The organism is Zobellia sp. B3R18 (assembly GCF_018860715.1).
GTDB classification, from domain to species: domain Bacteria; phylum Bacteroidota; class Bacteroidia; order Flavobacteriales; family Flavobacteriaceae; genus Zobellia; species Zobellia russellii.
In genome coordinates, this window is the sequence record NZ_JAHKQG010000011.1 from 1,587,914 (window position 1) to 1,608,708 (window position 20,795).

Consider the following 20,795-nt stretch of genomic DNA (forward strand, 5'->3'; position numbering starts at 1 on the left):
ACTAATCAATGGATTTTACAACCGCCTTTGGTGCCTCTTTTTTACTTCCGTCAAAACCGGTTACGCCGCCTACGGTCGTATATTTCATTACATATTTTTTATCCGGGTAAATACGTTGGTACGCACTTTGGCACATTAATGTTGCTTCATGAAAACCACAGAGAATCAATTTTAATTTCCCTGGATAGGTATTAACATCGCCTATGGCATATATTCCCGGTACGTTGGTCTGATAATCGAACGTATCTACTTTTATGGCATTTTTTTCAATATCAAGGCCCCAATCTGCAATGGGCCCCAATTTGGGAGAAAGACCAAAAAGCGGCACAAAATTATCAACTTCTAAGGTAACATCCTCATTAGGATTTGTTGTTTTTCTAATGGAAACGGCCTCTAGGGTTTCCTCGCCTTTAAGAGCAACGATTTCAGCAGGGGTGATTAGGTTTATTTTACCTTGGTTCTTGAGGTGTTGCACTTTCTCAACGGAATCTAATGCACCTCTAAACTCGTTTCTACGGTGTACCAAAGTAACCTCTGAGGCTACATCGGCTAAAAATATACTCCAATCCAGAGCGGAATCTCCTCCTCCTGCAATTACCACTTTCTTGTTTCGGTAGACCTCAGGATCCTTAATGATATAGGCAACGCCATTGTCCTCGTACTTCTGGAGGTTTTCAAGAAGTGGCTTGCGAGGTTCAAAACTACCCAAGCCTCCAGCAATGGCTACAATAGGAGCGTGGTGTTTGGTTCCTTTATTTGTCGTCACAATAAAAGTGCCGTCCTCTAATTTTTCTATGGTCTGTGCTCTTTCGCCTAAAGTAAAACCAGGCTCAAAAGGTTTTATTTGTTCCATTAAATTGTTAACCAAGTCGCCCGCTAATACCTCGGGGAAACCAGGAATGTCATAAATGGGTTTTTTGGGATAGATTTCGGAACATTGGCCCCCGGCTTGTGGTAGTGCATCAATTAAATGGCACTTGAGCTGTAATAGGCCTGCCTCAAAAACGGCAAAAAGCCCTGTTGGGCCAGCTCCAATAATCAATAAGTCTGTTTTGATCATTGAGTTTTACATTAAAGGTCAGACAAAATTAGGGTTAAAACGTCTGTAAGAATATGACTAAAATCAGGATTTAGGCTACAATATTTATGACCTCTTCAATTTGTGGAGCGTACTTTTTTATGGTCATTTCCACACCACTTTTTAGCGTCATTTGATTAACGCTACATCCAACACATGCACCCTCTAACCTTACCTTTACAGAGTTTTCGTTATCAATAGAGATTAAGGAAATATCACCTCCATCACTCTGTAGAAAAGGACGAATCTCCTCTAGGGCTTTTTCAACATTCTGTTTTAATTCTTCGGATGTCATATTTTCGGATGTCATATTATTTTTTCTTAACGGCAGAACAGCCTGCCATAGTTGTTATCTTAATTGCCTCGGTAGGGGGAAGACTTTTGTTTCTCCCTACAACCTCTTGTACTACATTTTTTGTAACCTCTTCAAAAGCTTCTTCAACCGGTGTGGCCGTTTGCAAGGCCGCTGGTCTACCAACGTCACCCGCTTCGCGAATGCTCTGAACCAATGGAATTTCTCCTAAGAAAGGTACGTTTAAATCTTCAGACAGATTTTTTGCGCCTTCCTTACCAAAAATATAGTACTTATTGTCAGGAAGCTCATCAGGTGTAAAATAAGCCATATTTTCCACTATTCCCAATACGGGAACATTTATGGACTCCTGTTGGAACATGGCCACCCCTTTTCTAGCGTCCGCCAAGGCAACGTTCTGAGGTGTACTTACCACCACGGCCCCTGTTACGGGCATGGCTTGCATAATGCTTAGGTGAATGTCTCCTGTTCCCGGTGGAAGGTCAATCAGCATAAAATCCAGTTCACCCCAATGCGCATCAAAAATCATTTGGTTCAAGGCTTTTGCAGCCATGGGACCACGCCAAATAACCGCCTGGTTGGGTTGGGTAAAGAACCCGATGGATAATAGCTTTACGCCATAATTCTCAACCGGTTTCATTTTTGATTTTCCACTAACGTTGACCGCTAGTGGTTTTTCTAAGGGAACGTCAAACATAATAGGCATGGATGGTCCGTAGATATCCGCATCTAAAACACCAACCTTAAAACCCATTTTTGCAAGGGTTACCGCCAAGTTTGCAGTAACTGTAGATTTACCTACACCACCTTTTCCGGAAGCTACCGCAATAATGTTTTGAATGCCGGGCAACGGTTTGCCCTTAATTTCATTGGTCTTGGGTTTTGCCGGAGCATCTACCTTTATGTTGACTTTTATCTTTGCTTTCTCATATACCTCTCGGTGTATGATTTTTAAGATTTCTACTTCGGTCTTTTTTCTGGCCTGTAGACTGGGATTGCCAATGGTTATATCAACTTCAACCTCGTCGCCAAAAATCTGTATATTTTTAACCGCACCGCTTTCTACCATATTCTGTCCCTCACCGGGTACGGTAATGTTCTCTAGTGCCTTTAAAACTGCTTTTTTATCAATCTTCATTATATAAAATCATTCTAAAGAACAAAGATACGGCATAAGGGCAAGAAACTAAAGCGTTTGCATTGAAATGTAATATGGGCAGATAGGTATTGGTTATGGAGGTTTAGTTTCTCATAATATTCTATAAAACTGGGCCTCAACTCAGTCCAGTTTTTTTGATAAACGGGCTTACACCATCCTCCCATCCAATAAATTAATGATGCGCTTACCATAAGCGGCATTTTTTTCTGAATGTGTTACTTGAATAATGGTTACCCCTTCATCATTAAGCTGTTTAAAGAGTTGCATAATTTCTTCTCCTTGCTGGGAATTCAAGTTACCTGTGGGTTCATCGGCAAGAATTAGTTTTGGATTTGATATTAATGCCCTTGCCACGCCCACCACTTGCTGCTGGCCGCCACTTAATTGTGTGGGAAACAGGTCTTTTTTGCCTACAATATTAAAACGGTCTAACATATCGGCTACCATGGCCTTACGTTCAGAACTGGAGTGTTTTTTATATAATAAAGGCATTTCCAGATTTTCGTAGACGGTTAATTCATCAATTAAATGATAAGACTGAAAGACAAAACCAATGTATTCTTTATACAAGTTGGCTCTATGCTTTTCTTTAAGTTGATGTACGGATTCATCAAGGAAATTATATACACCTTCATTAAAATCATCTAACATTCCTATGACGTTCAGTAAAGTAGATTTTCCAGACCCGGAGGGTCCCATGATGGAAATAAACTCTCCTTCTTCTACTTGAAGATTGATGTCTTTCAGCAAGAAGACTCTTTGCCCACCTTGTTGAACCCATTTAAAAATATGGTTTAGTTGAAGTAACATGTGTTCGTTCTTTTATTAGTATCTCCTATTTATTCCATTCTTAGACTTTTGACCGGATTTGAATTGGCCGCTTTTATGGCTTGAAAGCTTACCGTGAGAATGGTTATGGCAAGAGCACCTACTATGGCCAAGAGAAAAATCCACCATTCAAGTATTACCCTGTATGGGTAGTCTTGTAGCCAGCCGTTCATAATATAGTATGAGATTGGAACGGCAATGAAACAAGAAATGGTCACTAGTTTTAGAAAGTCTTTGGATAACATGTTCCAAACGTTGAAAACCGAAGCTCCCAAAACTTTTCGTACCCCTATTTCTTTTTTACGCTGTTCCGCTACAAAGGAAGTGAGTCCGAACAGCCCTAAACAGCTAATTAAAATGGCCAGTGCTGTAAAAATGGCCGAAAGTGTTCCAATACGCTCTTCTGCGGCGAATTTCTCGCCATATTCAGAATCTACAAAATCATATTGAAAAGGGATGTCCGGAAAATGGGACTTAAATACATTTTCAATAGTAGAAATGTTTTCATTAGCGCTATTGTCAGGATTCAACCGTAAGTTGTAAAAGCTGGCATTACCATGCTTGTCATAGGCATAAATACCTTGTTTTACGGGTTCGTAAGGAGACTGCGCAATCATATCCTGTACCACGCCTATTATTTTTAGGGGAGCAAAAGGGTCTTCAACATCATCGTCTTTTATAAATTTTCCAACAGGGTCCGTAAGCCCCATATACTTTACGGCCGTTTCATTAATAAGCACCGCATTTGAATCTGTGGCGAATTCCCTTGAAAAGTCCCTTCCTTCAAGAATTTTAAGGTTTAAAGATTTGGCATATTCCGGGCTAACATCCGTCCATGCTATATCCTCTTGGAAGCCTTCGGGTTTTCCTTCCCAATTAAAACCGCCTCGGTTAGACCATATTTGGGTAGTTGGAGCGCTTGAAGATGACATCTCCATTACCGCGCCAGATGTTAAAAATTCACTTCGCATTAAATCGTATTTGCCTTCAAAATCCTGGCTCATTGTTGGTATTTGTACCAAACCTCCTTTGTCATAACCAACGGGGCGGTCCTTTGCGTAATTAATCTGCTGCATTACGATAACGGTACCTATGATAAATGCTACGGACACGGTAAACTGTAGTATCACCAATATTTTGCGGGGCAGCCCTGCGTATTTACCCGTTGTCATCGTTCCTTTGAGAACATCTACCGGTTTAAAAGAGGATAGATAGAGTGCCGGATAGCTACCTGCCAATAAAGAGGTAAATAGGATAAAAGCTAATGAAATTCCCCAAAACAGACCGTCTTTCCAAGGGAAGGCTATTTCTTTTTTTGCAAGATCGTTAAATCCGTCCAAAGAAAGAAGCACGATTAGTATGGCCAAACAAAATGCGAATAGAACTACTAAAAATGATTCGCTCAAAAACTGATAAATCAATTGGTTGCGTTGTGAGCCTATTGATTTTCTAATGCCTACTTCTTTGGCTCTTTTTTCCGAACGGGCCGTACTCAAGTTCATAAAGTTGATACAGGCCAAAAGCAGTACAAAGCCACCAATAATACCAAATAACCATACATATTTAATGCGACCGCCTACTTGTTTTCCATTCTCAAAACTGCTCCTTAGGTACCAATCTTTCATGGGTAGCAAGAATAGCTGTGGGTTGAACTCTGCTGTATCTTCGTTAAGGTTCTTTTTAACGTCCTTTATGGTGGAGGAAACCTGTTCCATACTGGTATTATCCGCAAGCTGAACAAACATCTGAAACGAGTTGTTTCCCCATTGGTCCTCTGCATTTTGGATCCATTCAAAAATAGTCAGGTACTTTTCCCATGGCATGATATACTCCAAATCATTAAATGAATTGTTCATGGGTATGTCTTCGAACACTGCAGTAACTTCCATGTCATACTGACTATTGGCCCTCACCACTTTACCGATAGGGTTTTCTTCTCCAAAGAGGGCTCGAGCTACAGACTCGGAAAGCATAATGGAGTTAATTTTTCGTAATCCGTTTTTTTCGCCTTTAAGAATAGTAAGCCCAAGAAGTTCCGGGGCCTCCTCTTGCATAAAATTTCCTGTTTTGGAAAGGCTTTTGTCCTCATAGTTGAGGTATACGGAGTTGTTCCAGGAAGCCATGACCAGATGTTTAAAATTGTCCATGTAGCCGTTTCTGAGGCCCATTTCCAATGGGCGAGGTATAGCCGGACCGCTATCTGTGTTTCCGTTAAAGGTCTGGGATTGAAAAACCTGTGCAATGCGGTTTTTTTTGCTGAAATAGTTGTTGTGCGAGAGTTCATCGTGCACCCAGAGACCTATAATTAAGGTAACGGCCATTCCTAATGCCAACCCGCCAATGTTGATAGCGGAATAGCCTTTGTTCTTCAGAAGGTTTCGCCAGGCGATTTTTAAATAGTTTTTGAACATGATTGTTGTCTTTTGACTGGATTGATGTATTTGATTATTCCGTTCGTAAGCTCTTTACCGGATTGGCTACAGCAGATTTTAGGCTTTGCATGCCCACGGTCAACATTGTTATAATAAGGGCGAAACCGCCACTGACCAAAAATACCCACCATTCAATTTCAATTCTATACGTAAAACCCTCTAGCCATCTAGACATGAAATAGTAGGCAATAGGCGAGGCAATTAGAAATGCAATCAATACTAGCGTTACAAAATCGCGAGTTAATAGTTGCACTACCGATCGTACGCTTGCACCAAGTACCTTACGAATACCGATTTCTTTTTTCTTCTGTTCCGTAACGTATGAAATAAGCCCAAAAAGTCCTAAACAACTTATGAAGATAGCCAGTACGGTAAAAGCTACGGAGATTAAGCCAAGCCGCTTTTCCTCATCATAGAGTCTTTCTACCTCTTTGTCTACAAACCTATAATCAAAAGGAACGTTACTTACCGTAGATTTCCATTGGCCTTCCAGTTGGGTAAGTAATTCACTATAATTATTGGTCTTTGTTTTTAGAAATAACCAATTTGGTGTCGTTTCCTTATGAAGAAACAAAGGCTCAATTTCTTCCCTTAGGGATGCAAAATGGTAGTCTGCCACAACACCAATAATTCGCATTTCAAAAGTATCCTCTCCGGAACCCTGCATGAGTGATGAGCTTAAGGCATTTTCTTGTTTAATATTAAAAGCCCTTAAGGTGGCCTCGTTCACAATAATTTGGTCTACGGTATCCGCCTCCGTAAAATCGCGTCCCTCTAAAAAAGGAATGCCCATGGTTCTAAAATATCCGTCGCTTACGCCGTTACGATTTACGACCGTTCTGTTCTCGCTGTTTCCTCCGGGAAGATAACATCCATTATCGGCCAATATAATTTCAGAGGGAGCATAATTTCCGCTGGACACATCAATTACTCCGGGAATATTCAAAAATGCAGATTTTAAGGACTCAAATTTACTAGACGCGTCATCCGTGCCTATCCGTAGGGCAATTAAATTGTCTTTCGTATAGCCAAGGTCTTTTTCCTGAGTAAACCTAAATTGTTGGGAAATGATAATTACTGTAGCTACCAAGCCAATGGAAACCACAAATTGGAATACGACCAACGCTTTTCTTAGCGTACCGTTTCCGGATTGCATTATAGTGCCCCCCTTGAGGGCATTTACGGGTTTTATTGAGGATAGAATAATAGCAGGATAGATGCCGGCAGCCAAACCCGTTCCTATTCCCAGCGCCAAAAGAACCGATATTAACTTCCATTGATAAAGATTCAAATAGGTAAGGGATACCTGGGTAAGCTCATTTACCAATGGTAGTAACAAAATTACGATAGGTATACTGATCAGTATGGCGAAAAGCGACAAGAGTAACGATTCGCCCAAAAATTGCCGCATTAGGGCATTTTTTCCTGCACCAACTACTTTTCGTACCCCTATTTCGCGGGCGCGTCTGCTTGCTCTTGCCGTGCTGAGATTAATAAAGTTTATGCAGGCTACCAGTTGAATAAAAAATGCAAGGCTCAAAAGAAAATACAGGTATGTAATGCTCGAAACCTTGTCTAATTGGTTTTTACGGCCATTGGAACGTAAATGAATATCCGTAACCTTTTTTAATTCCAAGGCCTTACTACTCATTCCTGCATCAGCAAGGTCCTTTGCGGCCCTATCCTCAATAAATCCGGGCATTTTAGCTTGAAATTGGGCAATATTACCGTTAGCGGATAATTTTACGTAGCTATGCACAAAATTATTTGTAGCAAAACTCTCAAAAGTTTGTACAAAAGTTCCCATGCCTGGGGTGCTCATACTTACCACGTAGTTGGGGTTCAGATGGGATTTATTCGCTTTTTCATCAAAAACGCCCTTAACGGTCAAGATGAGGGTATCTTCTCCGGTGCCCCAAACTATGGTCTTGCCCATAGCATTTTGGTTTCCGAACAGTTTGTGTTTTAAATAGGAAGAAAGTACTACCGCATTGGGTTCGTTTAGCGAGGTAAGCTTATTGCCCTCAATAAATTCAAAATCAAAAACTTTAAAAAAAGTGGAATCGGCCATGTAAACCCGTGGCTCGTAATAGGCATCCTTGCTTTCCGAAGCACGAATTAAGGTGCTATAAAAAACATCGGTAAGAACAACACGCGTTGCTTCCTCTACCTCGGCAAAATCTTCTTTAAGGGCAAAAGCTATAGGAGGAGATGAGGTTGAACTTTCATAGTTTTCTTGCCCATTGCGCTCTATTATCGTCTCTACACGGTAAATTGTATCCGCTTCATTGTGGTGTTGGTCATATCCAAACTGAGCAAAGACATACAATAGAATAGTAAGACAGCTCACGGTACCTAAAGTAAGCCCTAGCAAATTTATGATGGTCTGCTGTTTGTTCTTCAGTAGGTTTCTCCAAGCTATTTTTATATAATTCTTTAACATGGTTTTCTTTTTTTTGTTTGATGGATGTTTTTACTCGGCATGCAAACTTTTTACGGGGTTTGCTAGGGCTGCCTTAATACTTTGATAGCTTACAGTGATTACGGATATGAGAACGGCCAAAAATGCCGCCAGACCAAATATCCACCATGGAATATTTATGCGATAGGAAAAATCTTCCAACCATCGGTTCATAGCATACCAGCCTAACGGCAGGGCCACCAGAATCGCAAGTCCGACCAATTTTAAAAAGTCTATAGTTAAGGCATAAGCAACCTGCCCAACACTGGCGCCCAAAACCTTGCGAACCCCTATTTCCTTGGTGCGTTTTTGGGCATTGAAGGCCGCGAGGCCAAAGAGTCCCAAGCAGGCAATTAAAAGGGAGAGTACCGTAAATATGATAAAGATATTGCCTAACCTTTGTTCACTGGCATAAGTATCATTAAAGGCATCTTCCATAAAATAATAATCAAATGGCTCACCGGGTACGATAGTATTCCAGACCCCTTCAATTTGAGCAATTGCATTGGCAAAATCGCCAGGCTTAATTTTTACTGCCATGGCATAAGCCTCATCTCCCAAGTGCAAGCTTACGGCATCGATATCTTCTCTTAGTGAAGCTATATGGAAATCCTTTAATACCCCAACAACGGTATAATACGTTGGAGTATCAGAATCAAAATCTGGTGTATAGCGCTTGCCTATAGCCTCTTGCGGACTCAAATTCATTATTCTTGTAGCCGTTTCGTTTAAAATGATGGACGTAGAGTCATTACCATAGGACCTATCAAAATCTCGGCCTGCCACGAATTCAAAATCCATAGTGGAAACATAATCGTAATCAACGTCCCAAGTTTGCATATTAATGGAAGATTCCACACTGGTTTCACCCGAATCAGGAAGAAAAGTGGTGTCACTACGGGACGAGGGAGTAGGAAAATAACTGCTCAACGTAGCATTTTCAACAAAACTCAATTGTTTCACTTGTTCTTTGAGCGACGATACCTTGTCTCCTGCCGTATACACGTCATTTACAATCAAGACCTGGTCTTTTGAGAAGCCCAAATCTTTGCCTTGTATATACTTTAATTGTTGATATACCGCCAAGGTACTAACAATCAAAAAAACCGAAATGGCGAATTGAAATACGACGAGGGAATTTCTAATTTTACCGCCCTCAACACTATTTCCGTTACCTCCTTTCAATACCGTTGCAGGCATAAATCGCGACATAAAAAAAGCAGGGTAACTTCCTGAAAACAATCCTAAGACAACAACGGAAGCCAACAAAATCAACCAAAAAATGGGATTTTGAAAAGGTATTGAAATATTTTTATCGGCAAGGGTATTAAAATAAGGCAAGGCTACAAGGGTCAAAACCAAGGCTAAGCCCAAAGCCAAAAAAGATACCAATCCCGATTCTACCAAAAACTGGCGTACCAGGTCTCTTTTATTGGAGCCCAAGGTCTTTCTAACCCCGACCTCCTTTGCCCTTTTCAGTGAATGGGCGGTAGAGAGGTTCATAAAATTGACACTGGCCAAGACCAAAAGAAAAACAGCTATAAAAGAAAGGATATATATGCTCTGTATGTCGTTGTTAGCACTCATTTCCGCCACCCTATGGGATTTTAAATGGATATCGGTCAAAGGAATGGTGCTAAAGATTAAATGATTGCCGGCCGCCTTAAATTGCGCTTCCGTTATGCCCGGCATAAATTGTTGAACACCAGGAATAACATATTTGCCCAAAAAGCCGCGCAACTGTTCTTGAATATCGTCTGCGTTAACCGTGGGAATCAACTTAATGAAGGTTTGGTAATTGTTACTGCCCCAATTGCCCACTACGGCATCTTCATATCCGGCCATCGCCTCAAAAACGGTGTACCCTTTCAAAAAGGAATTTTGCGGAAAATCTTCGATAACCCCAACAACGGTATAGTTTTCCTCATTGTTAAGCACTATATTTTGCCCCACCGCATTGGTGATCGGAAAGTGCTTTTCGGCGGCCGTTCTGGTCAAGACCAAGGTATTCGGGTCTTTTAAAGCTGTATTTACATCACCCGCCAATAGCTCTATGCCGAACATTTCAAAAAAAGAGGGGTCTACATGGGTGGTATGTTCTTCCTTTACGTTTGCCAAGTCATCGGCCTTGCGCACAAGGGCGCTACCACGTGTTCTAAAGCGTGTTACTACCTCAATTTCAGAAAAGTCGGATTTGAGGGCTTCAGCCATAGGGGCAGGTGTAACGGCGAATTGACGCTCGTCCCCACCAAATTTTATATTATTGTTTACACGATGGATCCGTTCGGCATCAGGAAACATTTTATCATAGCTCAATTCTTCATAGATGTACAACGAAATGAGCAGTGCACCGGCCATACCAATGGCAAGACCAAATATGTTCAACGAAGTGAAAAATGGTTGTTTCTTAAGGCTTCTCCATGCTATTTTAAGATATGTTTTGAACATGATTTTCGTCTTTACAATTGGTTGTCCTTGATTAGGGGACCTTTTGAATTACTTTGATTGATGAATAAACTCCTTTACATAATGGCACCAATAGCCCTGTTCTGGCTTTCGGTAACAATTTGACCGTCAAATAGATTTACAACTCTATGGGCGTAATGCGAATCCCTATCGGAATGCGTTACCATTACAATAGTGGTTCCTTCTTGATTAAGTTCCGTTAATAGGTTCATGACTTCTATACCGTTTTTGGAATCCAAGTTTCCTGTGGGCTCATCGGCAAGAATCAATTTTGGGTTGGTTACTACCGCTCTTGAAATGGCTACACGTTGCTGTTGACCACCGGAAAGTTGTTGTGGAAAGTGCTTCTCCCTGTGTGCAATTTTCATACGCTCCAAAACCTCGCGTACTTTTTGTTTTCGTTCCGCTTTACCCATCTTTAGATAAATTAGGGGCAGTTCTACGTTTTCATAAACCGTTAGCTCATCAATAAGGTTAAAGCTCTGGAATACAAAGCCTAAATTTCCCTTTCGTAGTTCTGTGCGTTGGCGTTCCTTAAGGCGACTTACCTCATGACCGGCAAATTCATAGGAGCCTTCATTTGGGCTGTCTAGCATGCCTATAATGTTAAGTAATGTAGATTTTCCGCAGCCGGAGGGCCCCATAATGGCAACGAATTCGCCTTCTTCAACTTTAAGGTTTACGTTATTCAGGGCCAAGGTTTCTACCTCTTCGGTCTTGAAACTCTTTTTAAGATTTTTTATCTGTATCATTTTTTAGTTTGATTTTTGTTGTTATAAAGATGATGCTTTGTGTGTGAAGTGACAGTTTGATGCTATTTTAGAACTATTTTTTCGGCTTCGCCAAAAGAGTCATAGTTACTGGTTATCACTTTCTCACCGGCTTGGAGGCCTTCAATGACTTCGTAATATTTTGAATTCTGTTTTCCTATTTTAATATCGCGTTTTCTGGCTTCTCCACCATCTGGGGAAACTACGAATAGCCACTGCCCGCCAGTACTTTGGAAAAAGCTTCCTTTAGGTAATAATAAGGCGTCACTAGATTCTCCTAATTGCAATTTAATATTGTAGCTCTGTCCGGTACGGATGGTTTCAGGTTTCTCTTCCGTAAAGACCAAGTCTACTTTAAACCTACCGTTGCGTACCTCCGGATATACCTTTCGTACCCGCAGGAGAAATTGCTTGCCATTACGTTCCAAAACGGCCACTAAGTCTCTTTTTACCCGGTCAATATAGTGTTCATCTATATTCGCCTCAATTTTATAATCCGTAAGTACGTTTACCTGTCCAATTCGTTGTCCTTGAGTAATATTTTGGCCTATTTCTGCATCAAGAAAACCTAGTTGACCGTCTGCCGGTGCACGTACATTCAGGTGGTCTAGCCGCTGATAGACCATACCCAGTGTTTTCTGCATTCGGTTAAGGTCCGCTTCCAGAACGGGCAAGGAGGTTTTTCTAACTTGGTCATCGTTTTCGGTCTGTACTTTTATGATATCGTACTGTTTTTGAGAAAGTTCGTAGTTTTCTTTTGCGGTAAGATAGGCTTCCTTTGATATGAGTTCCTCGGCGAACAGGGCTTCGTTTTGTTCAAAATTTCGTTTTAATCGTTGTAATTCCGTGGCTGCGGTAGCCAAAGACCTTCGCCCTTCAACTTGTCTTGAGTCAAAAGTTAACTTCGTAGAGCGTAGATCGTTTTGCTTCAAGGCCAGCCCACTTTCGCTTTGTAGTATTTGCTCGTACAGGTTAATATTATCCAGTTTTAGGATTATATCCCCTTTCTTGACGATAGCGCCTTCTTCAATTAGCTTTTCACTAACCCGGCCCCCTTCATAGGCATCCATGTAAATGGTGGCAATTGGAGCCACATTGCCGCTAATGGTAATGTAATCATCAAACTTACCATTGGTTATTGAGGCTATGGAGAGTTTTTCCTTATCAGTCCGAAAAGTAGAGACGGAGCTGGCGAAAAGCAGTTGATAACCCACAAAAAGCAGTAGTATTGCCAGTGCAATGTAGCCGTAATGTTTGGGGCGTAATCCTTTTTTCTTTTCTAGTTGTATATCCATTGTGCTATATAATTGTCGTTTTTAGCTAGTTTGTATTTGTGTATTATTCAATATCAAAAACCGGTAGGCCTCGGTAAAATTCCAAAGTGCTTTGATTGATTTCCGACCTGAGCCTTACCTGCAGGTTTTCATTTTGGGCACTGGCAAACAAGTTTTTGGCGGTAAATAATTCTAAGGCATTAATAAGGCCTTTTTCATACCGTTTTTGGGCAATGGTAAAAGCCAGTTCCTGCGCTTGTACTTTTTGTGCGCTCTGCTCGCGCTCAACCTCTAAGGATTGATATTCCTGTACTAATTGTTGTATGGTCTGGTAGACGAGTTGTTCCTGTACCTTTAAATTGTTTTCGGCTCGTAATTTTTCAATTTTCTGTTGTTTGATACGGGAACGAGCAGCCCATCCATTACTGATGGGTACGCTTAAACTTACCCCTATAAACTGCGATGTATTATCTCGGAACTGGTCCCTAAAAGGAACGGTAACACCAAGGGAATCTCTTGTAGTCTCAAAATATCCGGTGGAAATTCCAGAGAATAAAGATAGTGACGGGTGTAAGGAACCTCTTTCTATGGCCAGTTGCTTTTTGGCAGCTTTTACCCGTAACTCTTGGGCCTTGAGCATGGGCATAAATTCTTTTGCTTTGGCATATATACTGTCCGATTGTACATTAGGTGAATTTTCGGGCTCCATGGTATGGTTTAGACCGTCTTGTACCTCTATTTCACTGGTTCCTTCTAGATTCATTTCTTGTATCAGTTGAAGCTTAGCCGCGGCCAATTGGTTTTTACTTTGTGTAAGGTTCAGTTTGTCCGTAAGTAATAACGATTCGGCCTCGTACAGGTCGGCTCCGGCTTTGAGTCCTAATTCTATTTGTTTGGCAACCAGATCGTAATTGGATTGGGATACCGTCATCTGTTCTTTTGATATGGCTACTAATCCTTTAAAAAATCTAATATCGTAAAAAGCCTGCATTACTCTAAAAGCCAGTAAGTAACGTTGCTGTAGATTTTCTTCTTGAGTAGCTTTATACAGAAGTTTGGTAGCCTTTATGTTATTCATTTTCTGAAATCCCCTGAAAAGGTCAACAGAACCTTCTAGCGTGTAACGGTTGGAGAAAAAATCTGTAGTAACCACATCATTGGTAAAGGGATCGGTACTACGTCCAAAATTGATTACATAATTTCCGGAACCCGTAACGGTTGGCAAAAGTTTACGAATAGACTGTCTATAGGTCTCCTCATTGGAATTAGTGTTAAAAGAATAATCTTTCAATTGCAGGTTGTTTTCCAAAGCATAGGCTACACAGGCATCTAAGGTCCACGAATCTTGGCCGGCTAGTTTGGCGGAGATAAGTAACAAAATCCAAATTAAGTATTTAAAAATAATGCTCATAATATATCAAGTGTGCCAAACTTAATACGATTCCCGTGCCAATATTTTAAAATACTGAAAATCAACATACTGTAAATTTGTATTTTGTTATTGACGTTTTGGTTTGTAAAATATGTGTACAGCAAGTGTCAAATTTTTAGACACTGTTAAAAATTTATAATATTGAAATTGTAGTTTTACTAGGTGCCGTTTTAGTTTACGGTAGAACAAGATTACTATGGTAGATGCAAAAATTTTGATTGTTGATGATAACAAGAGCGTTCTTAGCGCTCTTGAAATATTGTTGCAATTTGAGTACAGCTCTATACAGACTATTTCAAATCCTAACCAGATAACGTCCTTCCCAAATCTTAATGAAATAGATATGGTGCTGTTGGACATGAATTTCTCGGCTGGGGTAAATACAGGAAATGAGGGGCTGTATTGGTTACGAGAGTTACAGAAAAAAGCCCCACAGACTTCGGTTGTTATGATGACTGCCTATGGTGCGGTAGATTTGGCCGTAAAGGCTTTGAAAGAAGGAGCCTCTGATTTTATTCTAAAACCTTGGAACAATGATAAGTTATTGGCCACCGTAAAATCTGCCTATGAACTTAGAAAGTCCAAGAAGGAGGTTAAGGAGCTAAAACAGAAGGAAAGCCATTTAAAGCAGGTTATCAATCAAAATAAGAATTACATCATTGGCAATTCAAAAGCCTTGAACGCAGTGCTAAAATTGGTGTCTAAAGTTGCTAAAACCGATGTAAATGTTCTGGTTACAGGAGAAAATGGTACAGGAAAGGAGTTGATTGCTAGGGAACTTCACAAGCTATCTAGCCGAAATAACGAAGTTTTTATTTCCGTGGATATGGGCTCCATTTCAGAAAACCTTTTTGAAAGCGAACTTTTTGGCCACACTAAAGGTTCTTTTACCGATGCCAAAGAGGATAGGGCGGGTAAGTTTGAAGCGGCAAATGGAGGTACTCTTTTTTTGGATGAAATAGGAAACCTTTCATTGCAGGCGCAAGCTAAACTGTTATCCGCCATTCAGAACAGGACCATTGTTCGGGTGGGTTCCAATAAAGCTATTCCGGTGGATATTAGGTTGATATGTGCTACGAACGAAGATTTGGATAAAATGGTAGCGGACGGTCTCTTTAGGGAGGATTTGCTCTACAGAATAAATACCATTAGAGTAGAGGTGCCGGCACTTAGGGAACGGGATCAGGATATTTTGGTCCTGGCTGATTTCTATTTGAAAAAATTTACTTCTAAATATGGTAAACCTGGACTTCGTATCAATCAAGCGGCGCAAGATAAATTAATTGGGTATGCTTGGCCAGGAAATATAAGGGAGCTTTTGCATACTATTGAAAGAGCCGTAATCCTATCGGAAGGGAACATACTAAAACCCGAAGATTTTTTACTGAGCAATAAATCTACGGTTGCCACAAATTTAAACGGTCCCAATACCTTGGAGGAAATGGAACTCTTAATGATCAACAGTGCTTTGGAGCAAAATGATGGTAACTACAGTGCGGCCGCAGAACAATTGGGGATTTCTAGGCAAACCTTGTACAACAAGTTAAAGAAAATAGGGAAATAAGCACATTTAGCAAATGGTAAGTAAACACATTTATCTGCAATTAATTCTCCGTACGGTTCTCTTGTCCTTGACCGCATTGGCAGTAGGATTTTTGTTTTTTGGGGAAAAGTACATTTTGGTAGGTTTTGCCCTATGCTTGCTTGTAGTGCAGATCTATTCGCTTATTTACTATGTAAACCAGACCAACCGAAAAATAGCATATTTTTTTGATGCCATAAAGAATGAGGATTTTACTCTTCGGTTTCCAGAAAAACTAAGTAGTAAATCACTAAAAGAACTGAACCATAGCCTTAATATGCTCAACGCTATGGTGCAAGATATTCACCTTAAAAAGCAGGCGCAAGAACAGTTTTATCAAGAAATTTTAAAACAGGCAGATATTGGGATTATGACTGTCAACCCCAAAGGACATATTCTTTATGCAAATCCTACGATTGAAAAATTGCTGAACTATCACCCCTTGAACCATGTGAAACAATTAAAGCAAATAGACGAAAAATTGTACACCAAGTTTCAAGATCTAAATCCGTTTGAAAGCAGTATTCATCAGTTGACCAATGAACGTGAAAAGAAGGAACTGGCCGTAAAAGCTACAGCAATGAACCTTGATGGCGAGCCTTTGCTATTGGTGGTGGTCCAAGATATACGTAAAGAACTGGACGAGAAGGAAACGGATTCTTGGGTGAAGTTAATTCGGGTGCTTACGCACGAAATTATGAATACCATTACCCCCATAACCTCAATTTCGGAATCGATATTAAAATATTATAAAAAGGGAGAAAATTTACTGGCCATAGAGGAATTGCAAGAGCAACATTTACAGAGCACAGTTAAAGGGCTTGAAGTTATAAAGGGGCAAGGAAGCGACTTGATGAACTTTGTGCACTCTTACCGTAAATTTTTAAGTGTACCGGAACCTGATAGGGAATTGATACGTGCGCAAAACTTTTTGGAGAAGGTAAAGCTCTTATTGGATAATAAATCCGGAGTAGACCCAATTGAGATTTCAATTACCATAGATCCGCAAGATTTGGAACTTTATATTGATGTAAAGCAGATTACTCAGGTATTGGTGAATTTGGGTAAAAATGCACAGCAGTCCATTGGCAATCAACAAAACGGGAAAATTGATTTTATAGCCGGTATCAATAGAAAAGGAAAGAAGTTTGTGCAGGTGCGGGACAATGGCCCGGGAATTTCTGAAGACCTAGTAGAGGAAATCTTCGTTCCTTTTTTCACAACTAAAAATACGGGAACCGGTATAGGGTTAAGTTTGTCTAAGCAGATTATGCGCTTGCATAAGGGAACTATTCAAGTAATTTCCCGGGACCAAACTGTTTTTACACTCACTTTTGATTAAGGTAAGAACTTTAACCTAGCTCCTTAAAAGGATCCCAAAAATGCTTTTCAAAGTTGATGATTTGATTGTCAACTACGGTTATTCCTTCATTTTCCAAGAGCTGCTGCATAAGGTTAGTGCCATCAAAATGGTGTTTTCCTGTGAGTAAACCAATTTTGTTTACCACTCTATGGGCGGGTACATCTGGCATACTGCCGGCTCCGTTCATGGCCCAACCTACCATACGGGCACTACGGGCGGCACCTAAATATTTGGCAATTGCCCCATATGAGGTAACACGACCTTCTGGAATGAGCCGGGCCACTTCATATACTTTTTGGAAGAAATTTTTGTTATCAGGATTCATTAGCTAAATATAATTCTTAGAATGGTTATAATCAATAGAACCAACATAAGAGCACTAAGAATATAATTGCTGTTCTGCGAAAATCGATTTGATTTGTGCTCAAGCTTATTGAAGTAAACGGTATACATATAAAGTACGGTAAAAGTGCCCGAACCCGCCGCTAGAATAAATACAAGAATATCCCAAACTTGAAACTTAATCCAACCGGACGCATTCCACATAATATTAAGTCCGCTATAATAGGGTATGGTCAATAGATTTAACGCTGCTAAAAGTACGCCCTTAAAAAAACTATTTTTTTTACTAACCTTTACCGCTTTTATCTTCTGTACTTTATTTCTCTTGGCGGCTACAAAAAAGTATACCATAAAAAAGGCAAAAACCACTACCGCAATTTTTAGAAGTATATCTACAACTTCTGGGTTTTTATGAAGGAATTTTGAGATGTAAACTGCTATAGTTGCCTGTAGAATAACCATTACGGCTACTCCCAAGCTAAAAATAATTCCGTTAAGTTTACCCTTTTCTACACTAACTTTTGCGGCATTCATGTTCAAAAGACCAGGAGGTACCGTGGCCATAAAAGCTGCCGAAAAAGTAGCAAAAAAAAGAATCAAAAGATGCTGCATGCTTAATGTACCTTGAATTGAATATAGGTAATGGGCTTACCTTTTTCAAGATACTGTTTTTCGTAGAAAGTCTGAAGTTCCAATACTTCTTTTGGACTGCCCTCATTTTTGTACACATCATGGTTGGCGTAGTTCACTTCCAATCCTAGACCGTGTAGTAGTCCTAAGGTATAACCGTGCATAAACTCGCTATCGGTTTTTAGGTGCATAAGGCCATCTGGCCGTAAAATTCTCTTGTATTTGGCCAAGAAAGCTTCGTTGGTCATTCTATGTTTTGTTCGCTTGTATTTTATTTGGGGATCGGGAAAAGTTATCCAGATTTCGGAAACCTCGTCTTGGGCAAAAAGTTCGTCTATAAGTTCTATCTGTGTCCTTAAAAAAGCTACATTCTTAAGATTGTCCTCCAGAGCGGTTTTTGCACCTCTCCAAAGGCGAGCCCCCTTAATATCAATACCAATGAAATTTTTACTAGGGTCTTGTTTGGCCAGCCCTACGGTATATTCTCCCTTGCCGCACCCTAATTCTAGTACAATTGGGTTGTCATTTCCAAAAAAATCATTCCACTTTCCTCTTTTTTCGAACCCCTGCTTTACTGCATCCCGGTTAGGTTGGATTACATTTGAAAAGGTTTCGTTCTCTTTAAACCGCTTAAGTTTGTTCTTGCTTCCCAATAGTGTAAAATTAAATTTTAGGTAAGACTTTAGTCTCGGTATTAGTTTTTGCTTTTTCCAAAGTAAATGAAAATTCCGAACCTACGTCTATTTCACTTTCTACATATATCTTTTCTCCGTGTGCCTCTACAATATGTTTTACTATGGCAAGACCAAGACCTGACCCACCTTCAGTACGGCTACCGCTTTTGTCTACGCGGTAAAAGCGTTCAAATAGGCGCGGTATATGTTGTTTGGGAATACCTTCGCCATTATCGGTTACCCTAACGATTACTTTGTTTTTGATGAGGTTTTCTACACTTACCTCGGTAGTGCCATTGGTATGGCCGTATTTAATTGAATTTACCAAAAAGTTGGTTACTACCTGTTGTATTTTTTCCTTGTCCGCAAAGACCATTATGGGTTCATCATACTCCATATCAAAAGTGAGTGTGATTTTCTTCTTTGCCGATTTCATTTCTAAGAGGTCAAAGACATTCTGTATAAGTTCAATAATATCAAACGGTTCTCTTTTAAGATTAAGGTCTCCCACCTCTAATTTCGTAATGAGGTCTAAATCCTTAACAATATAGATGAGCCGGTCTACGCCTTTATTGGCTCTTTGCAGATATTTACGGCGTACATTTTTGTCGTTAATGGCACCATCCAAGAGGGTTTCTATATAACCTTGAACGGTAAAAAGAGGGGTTTTAAGCTCGTGCGATACGTTGCCAAGAAAATCTTTTCTGTATTCCTCCCTAATTTTTAAGGTGTCTATTTCTACACGCTTGTCTTGGGCAAACTTCCCTATCTCTTCAGTTAGGGTTTTCATATCGGTCGTTATGGGGCCTGTGCTAATAGATGATGATTCCAACATGGCAACATCATCATAAATCTTTTTAATACGACGATAAATGAACCTTTCTATTCGTATCTGTAAAACTATGAAGGCAATAGGAAATAGCAGTAGGGCAGAAATAATGATTGCCGTCCAATTAAAAGCATTGAAAAGATGTAGGAACAATGCCAAAAGCGAAACAAATGCCACGGAAATCATAAAAGAAGACCTTAGCGCAAAGCGATATGACCTCCTTAGCTTAGCGGACATAAGAAAACGGTTTTGTTTGTGCCAAAAAACGGGTATGTATAATCATGGAACGAGTCACCGCCCAAAATTACTACAAAAAAGACGTATAACTTAATTAATGGACAGACTTAATTAAAGAACAAACTTGTAGCCAACCCCTTTTACGGTCTTAAAATGCTCCTCGCCAATTTTTTCCCTAAGTTTTCTAATGTGAACGTCTATGGTGCGCCCACCAACAACAACCTCGTTACCCCAGACCCTGTCAAGAATAACTTCTCTTTTGAAAACTTTACTAGGTTTGGAAGTGAGTAGGGCCAAAAGTTCAAACTCTTTTCTAGGAAGAACAATCTCTTCGCCATCGTTGATTATTTTGTATTCTTCTCTATTTATAATAATGTTACCTACGGTTACAATGTCATCTTGTGGGGCCGCTTCTTCCTTTAACCTTCTTAAAAGTGCTTTAACCTTACTTACTAGAACTTTTGGTCTAATTGGTTTGGTAATATAGTCATCCGCACCCGCATCAAAACCTGCTACTTGGGAATAGTCTTCGCCACGGGCGGTAAGAAAAGTAATGATGGAATTCTCCAGTCCGGCAGTGGCACGAATGGTTTCGCATGCCTCAATACCGTCCATTTCTGGCATCATTACATCTAAGATAATTAAATGCGGTTGTTTTTTCTTTGCCATGGCCACACCTTCCACTCCGTTCTTGGCGGTAAAGACCTGATAGCCTTCTGCAGTAAGATTATAACCTACTATTTCTAGTATATCCGGCTCATCATCAACAAGTAATATCTTAATGTCTTTCTTTTTCATAAGGTCTGTAAAGATGGTTAATTCGTCAAAAGTAAATATAATACCGACATACCAAAGTCTCTTAACGTTGATTTAATATAGTAACATAAACCTAACCTTATTGCAATAAAGGTTTAACATACACGTA

At 40.1% G+C, this 20,795-nt stretch carries 17 protein-coding genes; 2 read left to right on the forward strand and 15 right to left on the reverse strand.

The genetic code is table 11. The annotated features are described in order from the left end of the window. Window position 1 precedes the first annotated feature (1 nt). The 10 genes from KO513_RS13185 to KO513_RS13230 all read right to left on the reverse strand — a co-directional run bounded on the left by KO513_RS13185 (window position 2) and on the right by KO513_RS13230 (window position 14,192). Window positions 2-1,060, reverse strand: a complete 1,059-nt coding sequence (locus KO513_RS13185; RefSeq protein WP_215437610.1) for an NAD(P)/FAD-dependent oxidoreductase — start codon at window positions 1,058-1,060, stop codon at window positions 2-4. 70 nt (window positions 1,061-1,130) lie between these two features. After that, entirely contained in the window at window positions 1,131-1,373 is a 243-nt protein-coding gene (locus tag KO513_RS13190; RefSeq protein ID WP_215438211.1) for a NifU family protein, read from the reverse strand. A gap of 16 nt (window positions 1,374-1,389) precedes the next feature. Beyond that, window positions 1,390-2,529, reverse strand: a complete 1,140-nt coding sequence (locus tag KO513_RS13195) for an Mrp/NBP35 family ATP-binding protein (protein WP_215913746.1) — start codon at window positions 2,527-2,529, stop codon at window positions 1,390-1,392. 168 nt (window positions 2,530-2,697) lie between these two features. After that, window positions 2,698-3,360: an ABC transporter ATP-binding protein gene (locus KO513_RS13200; RefSeq protein ID WP_215913747.1), complete on the reverse strand. Its 663-nt coding sequence runs from the start codon at window positions 3,358-3,360 to the stop codon at window positions 2,698-2,700. A 29-nt stretch (window positions 3,361-3,389) separates the two neighbouring features. After that, window positions 3,390-5,789, reverse strand: coding sequence for an ABC transporter permease (locus tag KO513_RS13205; RefSeq protein ID WP_215913748.1), 2,400 nt, complete (start codon window positions 5,787-5,789; stop codon window positions 3,390-3,392). Window positions 5,790-5,823: 34 nt separating this feature from the next. Beyond that, a complete protein-coding gene (locus KO513_RS13210) occupies window positions 5,824-8,253 on the reverse strand; it encodes an ABC transporter permease (RefSeq protein WP_215913749.1) in 2,430 nt (809 codons plus the stop codon). Between the two features lie 30 nt (window positions 8,254-8,283). Then, complete coding sequence (locus KO513_RS13215) at window positions 8,284-10,719, reverse strand: ABC transporter permease (RefSeq protein ID WP_215913750.1); 2,436 nt, start codon at window positions 10,717-10,719, stop codon at window positions 8,284-8,286. A gap of 74 nt (window positions 10,720-10,793) precedes the next feature. Continuing rightward, a complete protein-coding gene (locus KO513_RS13220) occupies window positions 10,794-11,489 on the reverse strand; it encodes an ABC transporter ATP-binding protein (protein WP_215437628.1) in 696 nt (231 codons plus the stop codon). Between the two features lie 62 nt (window positions 11,490-11,551). Beyond that, complete coding sequence (locus KO513_RS13225) at window positions 11,552-12,802, reverse strand: efflux RND transporter periplasmic adaptor subunit (protein WP_215913751.1); 1,251 nt, start codon at window positions 12,800-12,802, stop codon at window positions 11,552-11,554. Between the two features lie 43 nt (window positions 12,803-12,845). Then, window positions 12,846-14,192, reverse strand: a complete 1,347-nt coding sequence (locus KO513_RS13230; protein ID WP_215913752.1) for a TolC family protein — start codon at window positions 14,190-14,192, stop codon at window positions 12,846-12,848. A gap of 217 nt (window positions 14,193-14,409) precedes the next feature. Here KO513_RS13230 and KO513_RS13235 point away from each other — a divergent pair, with 217 nt between their 5' ends. Together KO513_RS13235 and KO513_RS13240 are read left to right on the forward strand one after the other, a co-directional pair. Next, window positions 14,410-15,777 (forward strand): sigma-54-dependent transcriptional regulator, encoded by a 1,368-nt coding sequence (locus KO513_RS13235; RefSeq protein WP_215913753.1) that lies wholly within the window; start codon window positions 14,410-14,412, stop codon window positions 15,775-15,777. A 13-nt stretch (window positions 15,778-15,790) separates the two neighbouring features. Then, on the forward strand, window positions 15,791-17,137 hold the full coding sequence (locus KO513_RS13240) for a sensor histidine kinase (RefSeq protein WP_215913754.1): 1,347 nt from the start codon (window positions 15,791-15,793) through the stop codon (window positions 17,135-17,137). Window positions 17,138-17,147: 10 nt separating this feature from the next. Here the strand turns inward: KO513_RS13240 and KO513_RS13245 are convergent, their stop codons facing one another. From KO513_RS13245 to KO513_RS13265, 5 genes are all read right to left on the reverse strand, one after another. Next, the gene (locus KO513_RS13245) at window positions 17,148-17,483 is read right to left on the reverse strand and encodes an MGMT family protein (RefSeq protein ID WP_215437643.1); all 336 of its coding nucleotides are present in this window, start codon (window positions 17,481-17,483) and stop codon (window positions 17,148-17,150) included. After that, window positions 17,483-18,112: a LysE family transporter gene (locus KO513_RS13250; protein WP_215913755.1), complete on the reverse strand. Its 630-nt coding sequence runs from the start codon at window positions 18,110-18,112 to the stop codon at window positions 17,483-17,485. Before KO513_RS13250 ends, KO513_RS13245 begins: the two co-directional genes overlap by 1 nt. 2 nt (window positions 18,113-18,114) lie before the next feature. Further along, complete coding sequence (gene trmB / locus KO513_RS13255) at window positions 18,115-18,783, reverse strand: tRNA (guanosine(46)-N7)-methyltransferase TrmB (RefSeq protein WP_215913756.1); 669 nt, start codon at window positions 18,781-18,783, stop codon at window positions 18,115-18,117. A gap of 10 nt (window positions 18,784-18,793) precedes the next feature. Further along, complete coding sequence (locus KO513_RS13260; RefSeq protein ID WP_215913757.1) at window positions 18,794-19,870, reverse strand: sensor histidine kinase; 1,077 nt, start codon at window positions 19,868-19,870, stop codon at window positions 18,794-18,796. Between the two features lie 111 nt (window positions 19,871-19,981). Next, window positions 19,982-20,668 (reverse strand): response regulator transcription factor, encoded by a 687-nt coding sequence (locus tag KO513_RS13265; protein ID WP_215437653.1) that lies wholly within the window; start codon window positions 20,666-20,668, stop codon window positions 19,982-19,984. Window positions 20,669-20,795: the final 127 nt, after the last annotated feature.

Excerpts from the sequence above, each read along its gene's own strand:
- KO513_RS13195 (WP_215913746.1), bottom strand. The coding sequence starts at position 2,529 with ATGAAGATTGATAAAAAAGCAGTTTTAAAGGCACTAGAGAACATTACC.
- KO513_RS13240 (WP_215913754.1), top strand. The coding sequence starts at position 15,791 with ATGGTAAGTAAACACATTTATCTGCAATTAATTCTCCGTACGGTTCTC.
- KO513_RS13185 (WP_215437610.1), bottom strand. The coding sequence starts at position 1,060 with ATGATCAAAACAGACTTATTGATTATTGGAGCTGGCCCAACAGGGCTT.
- KO513_RS13245 (WP_215437643.1), bottom strand. The coding sequence starts at position 17,483 with ATGAATCCTGATAACAAAAATTTCTTCCAAAAAGTATATGAAGTGGCC.
- KO513_RS13220 (WP_215437628.1), bottom strand. The coding sequence starts at position 11,489 with ATGATACAGATAAAAAATCTTAAAAAGAGTTTCAAGACCGAAGAGGTA.
- KO513_RS13190 (WP_215438211.1), bottom strand. The coding sequence starts at position 1,373 with ATGACATCCGAAGAATTAAAACAGAATGTTGAAAAAGCCCTAGAGGAG.
- KO513_RS13235 (WP_215913753.1), top strand. The coding sequence starts at position 14,410 with ATGGTAGATGCAAAAATTTTGATTGTTGATGATAACAAGAGCGTTCTT.
- KO513_RS13265 (WP_215437653.1), bottom strand. The coding sequence starts at position 20,668 with ATGAAAAAGAAAGACATTAAGATATTACTTGTTGATGATGAGCCGGAT.
- KO513_RS13260 (WP_215913757.1), bottom strand. The coding sequence starts at position 19,870 with ATGTCCGCTAAGCTAAGGAGGTCATATCGCTTTGCGCTAAGGTCTTCT.
- KO513_RS13230 (WP_215913752.1), bottom strand. The coding sequence starts at position 14,192 with ATGAGCATTATTTTTAAATACTTAATTTGGATTTTGTTACTTATCTCC.
- KO513_RS13250 (WP_215913755.1), bottom strand. The coding sequence starts at position 18,112 with ATGCAGCATCTTTTGATTCTTTTTTTTGCTACTTTTTCGGCAGCTTTT.
- KO513_RS13200 (WP_215913747.1), bottom strand. The coding sequence starts at position 3,360 with ATGTTACTTCAACTAAACCATATTTTTAAATGGGTTCAACAAGGTGGG.
- KO513_RS13215 (WP_215913750.1), bottom strand. The coding sequence starts at position 10,719 with ATGTTCAAAACATATCTTAAAATAGCATGGAGAAGCCTTAAGAAACAA.
- KO513_RS13205 (WP_215913748.1), bottom strand. The coding sequence starts at position 5,789 with ATGTTCAAAAACTATTTAAAAATCGCCTGGCGAAACCTTCTGAAGAAC.
- KO513_RS13225 (WP_215913751.1), bottom strand. The coding sequence starts at position 12,802 with ATGGATATACAACTAGAAAAGAAAAAAGGATTACGCCCCAAACATTAC.
- KO513_RS13210 (WP_215913749.1), bottom strand. The coding sequence starts at position 8,253 with ATGTTAAAGAATTATATAAAAATAGCTTGGAGAAACCTACTGAAGAAC.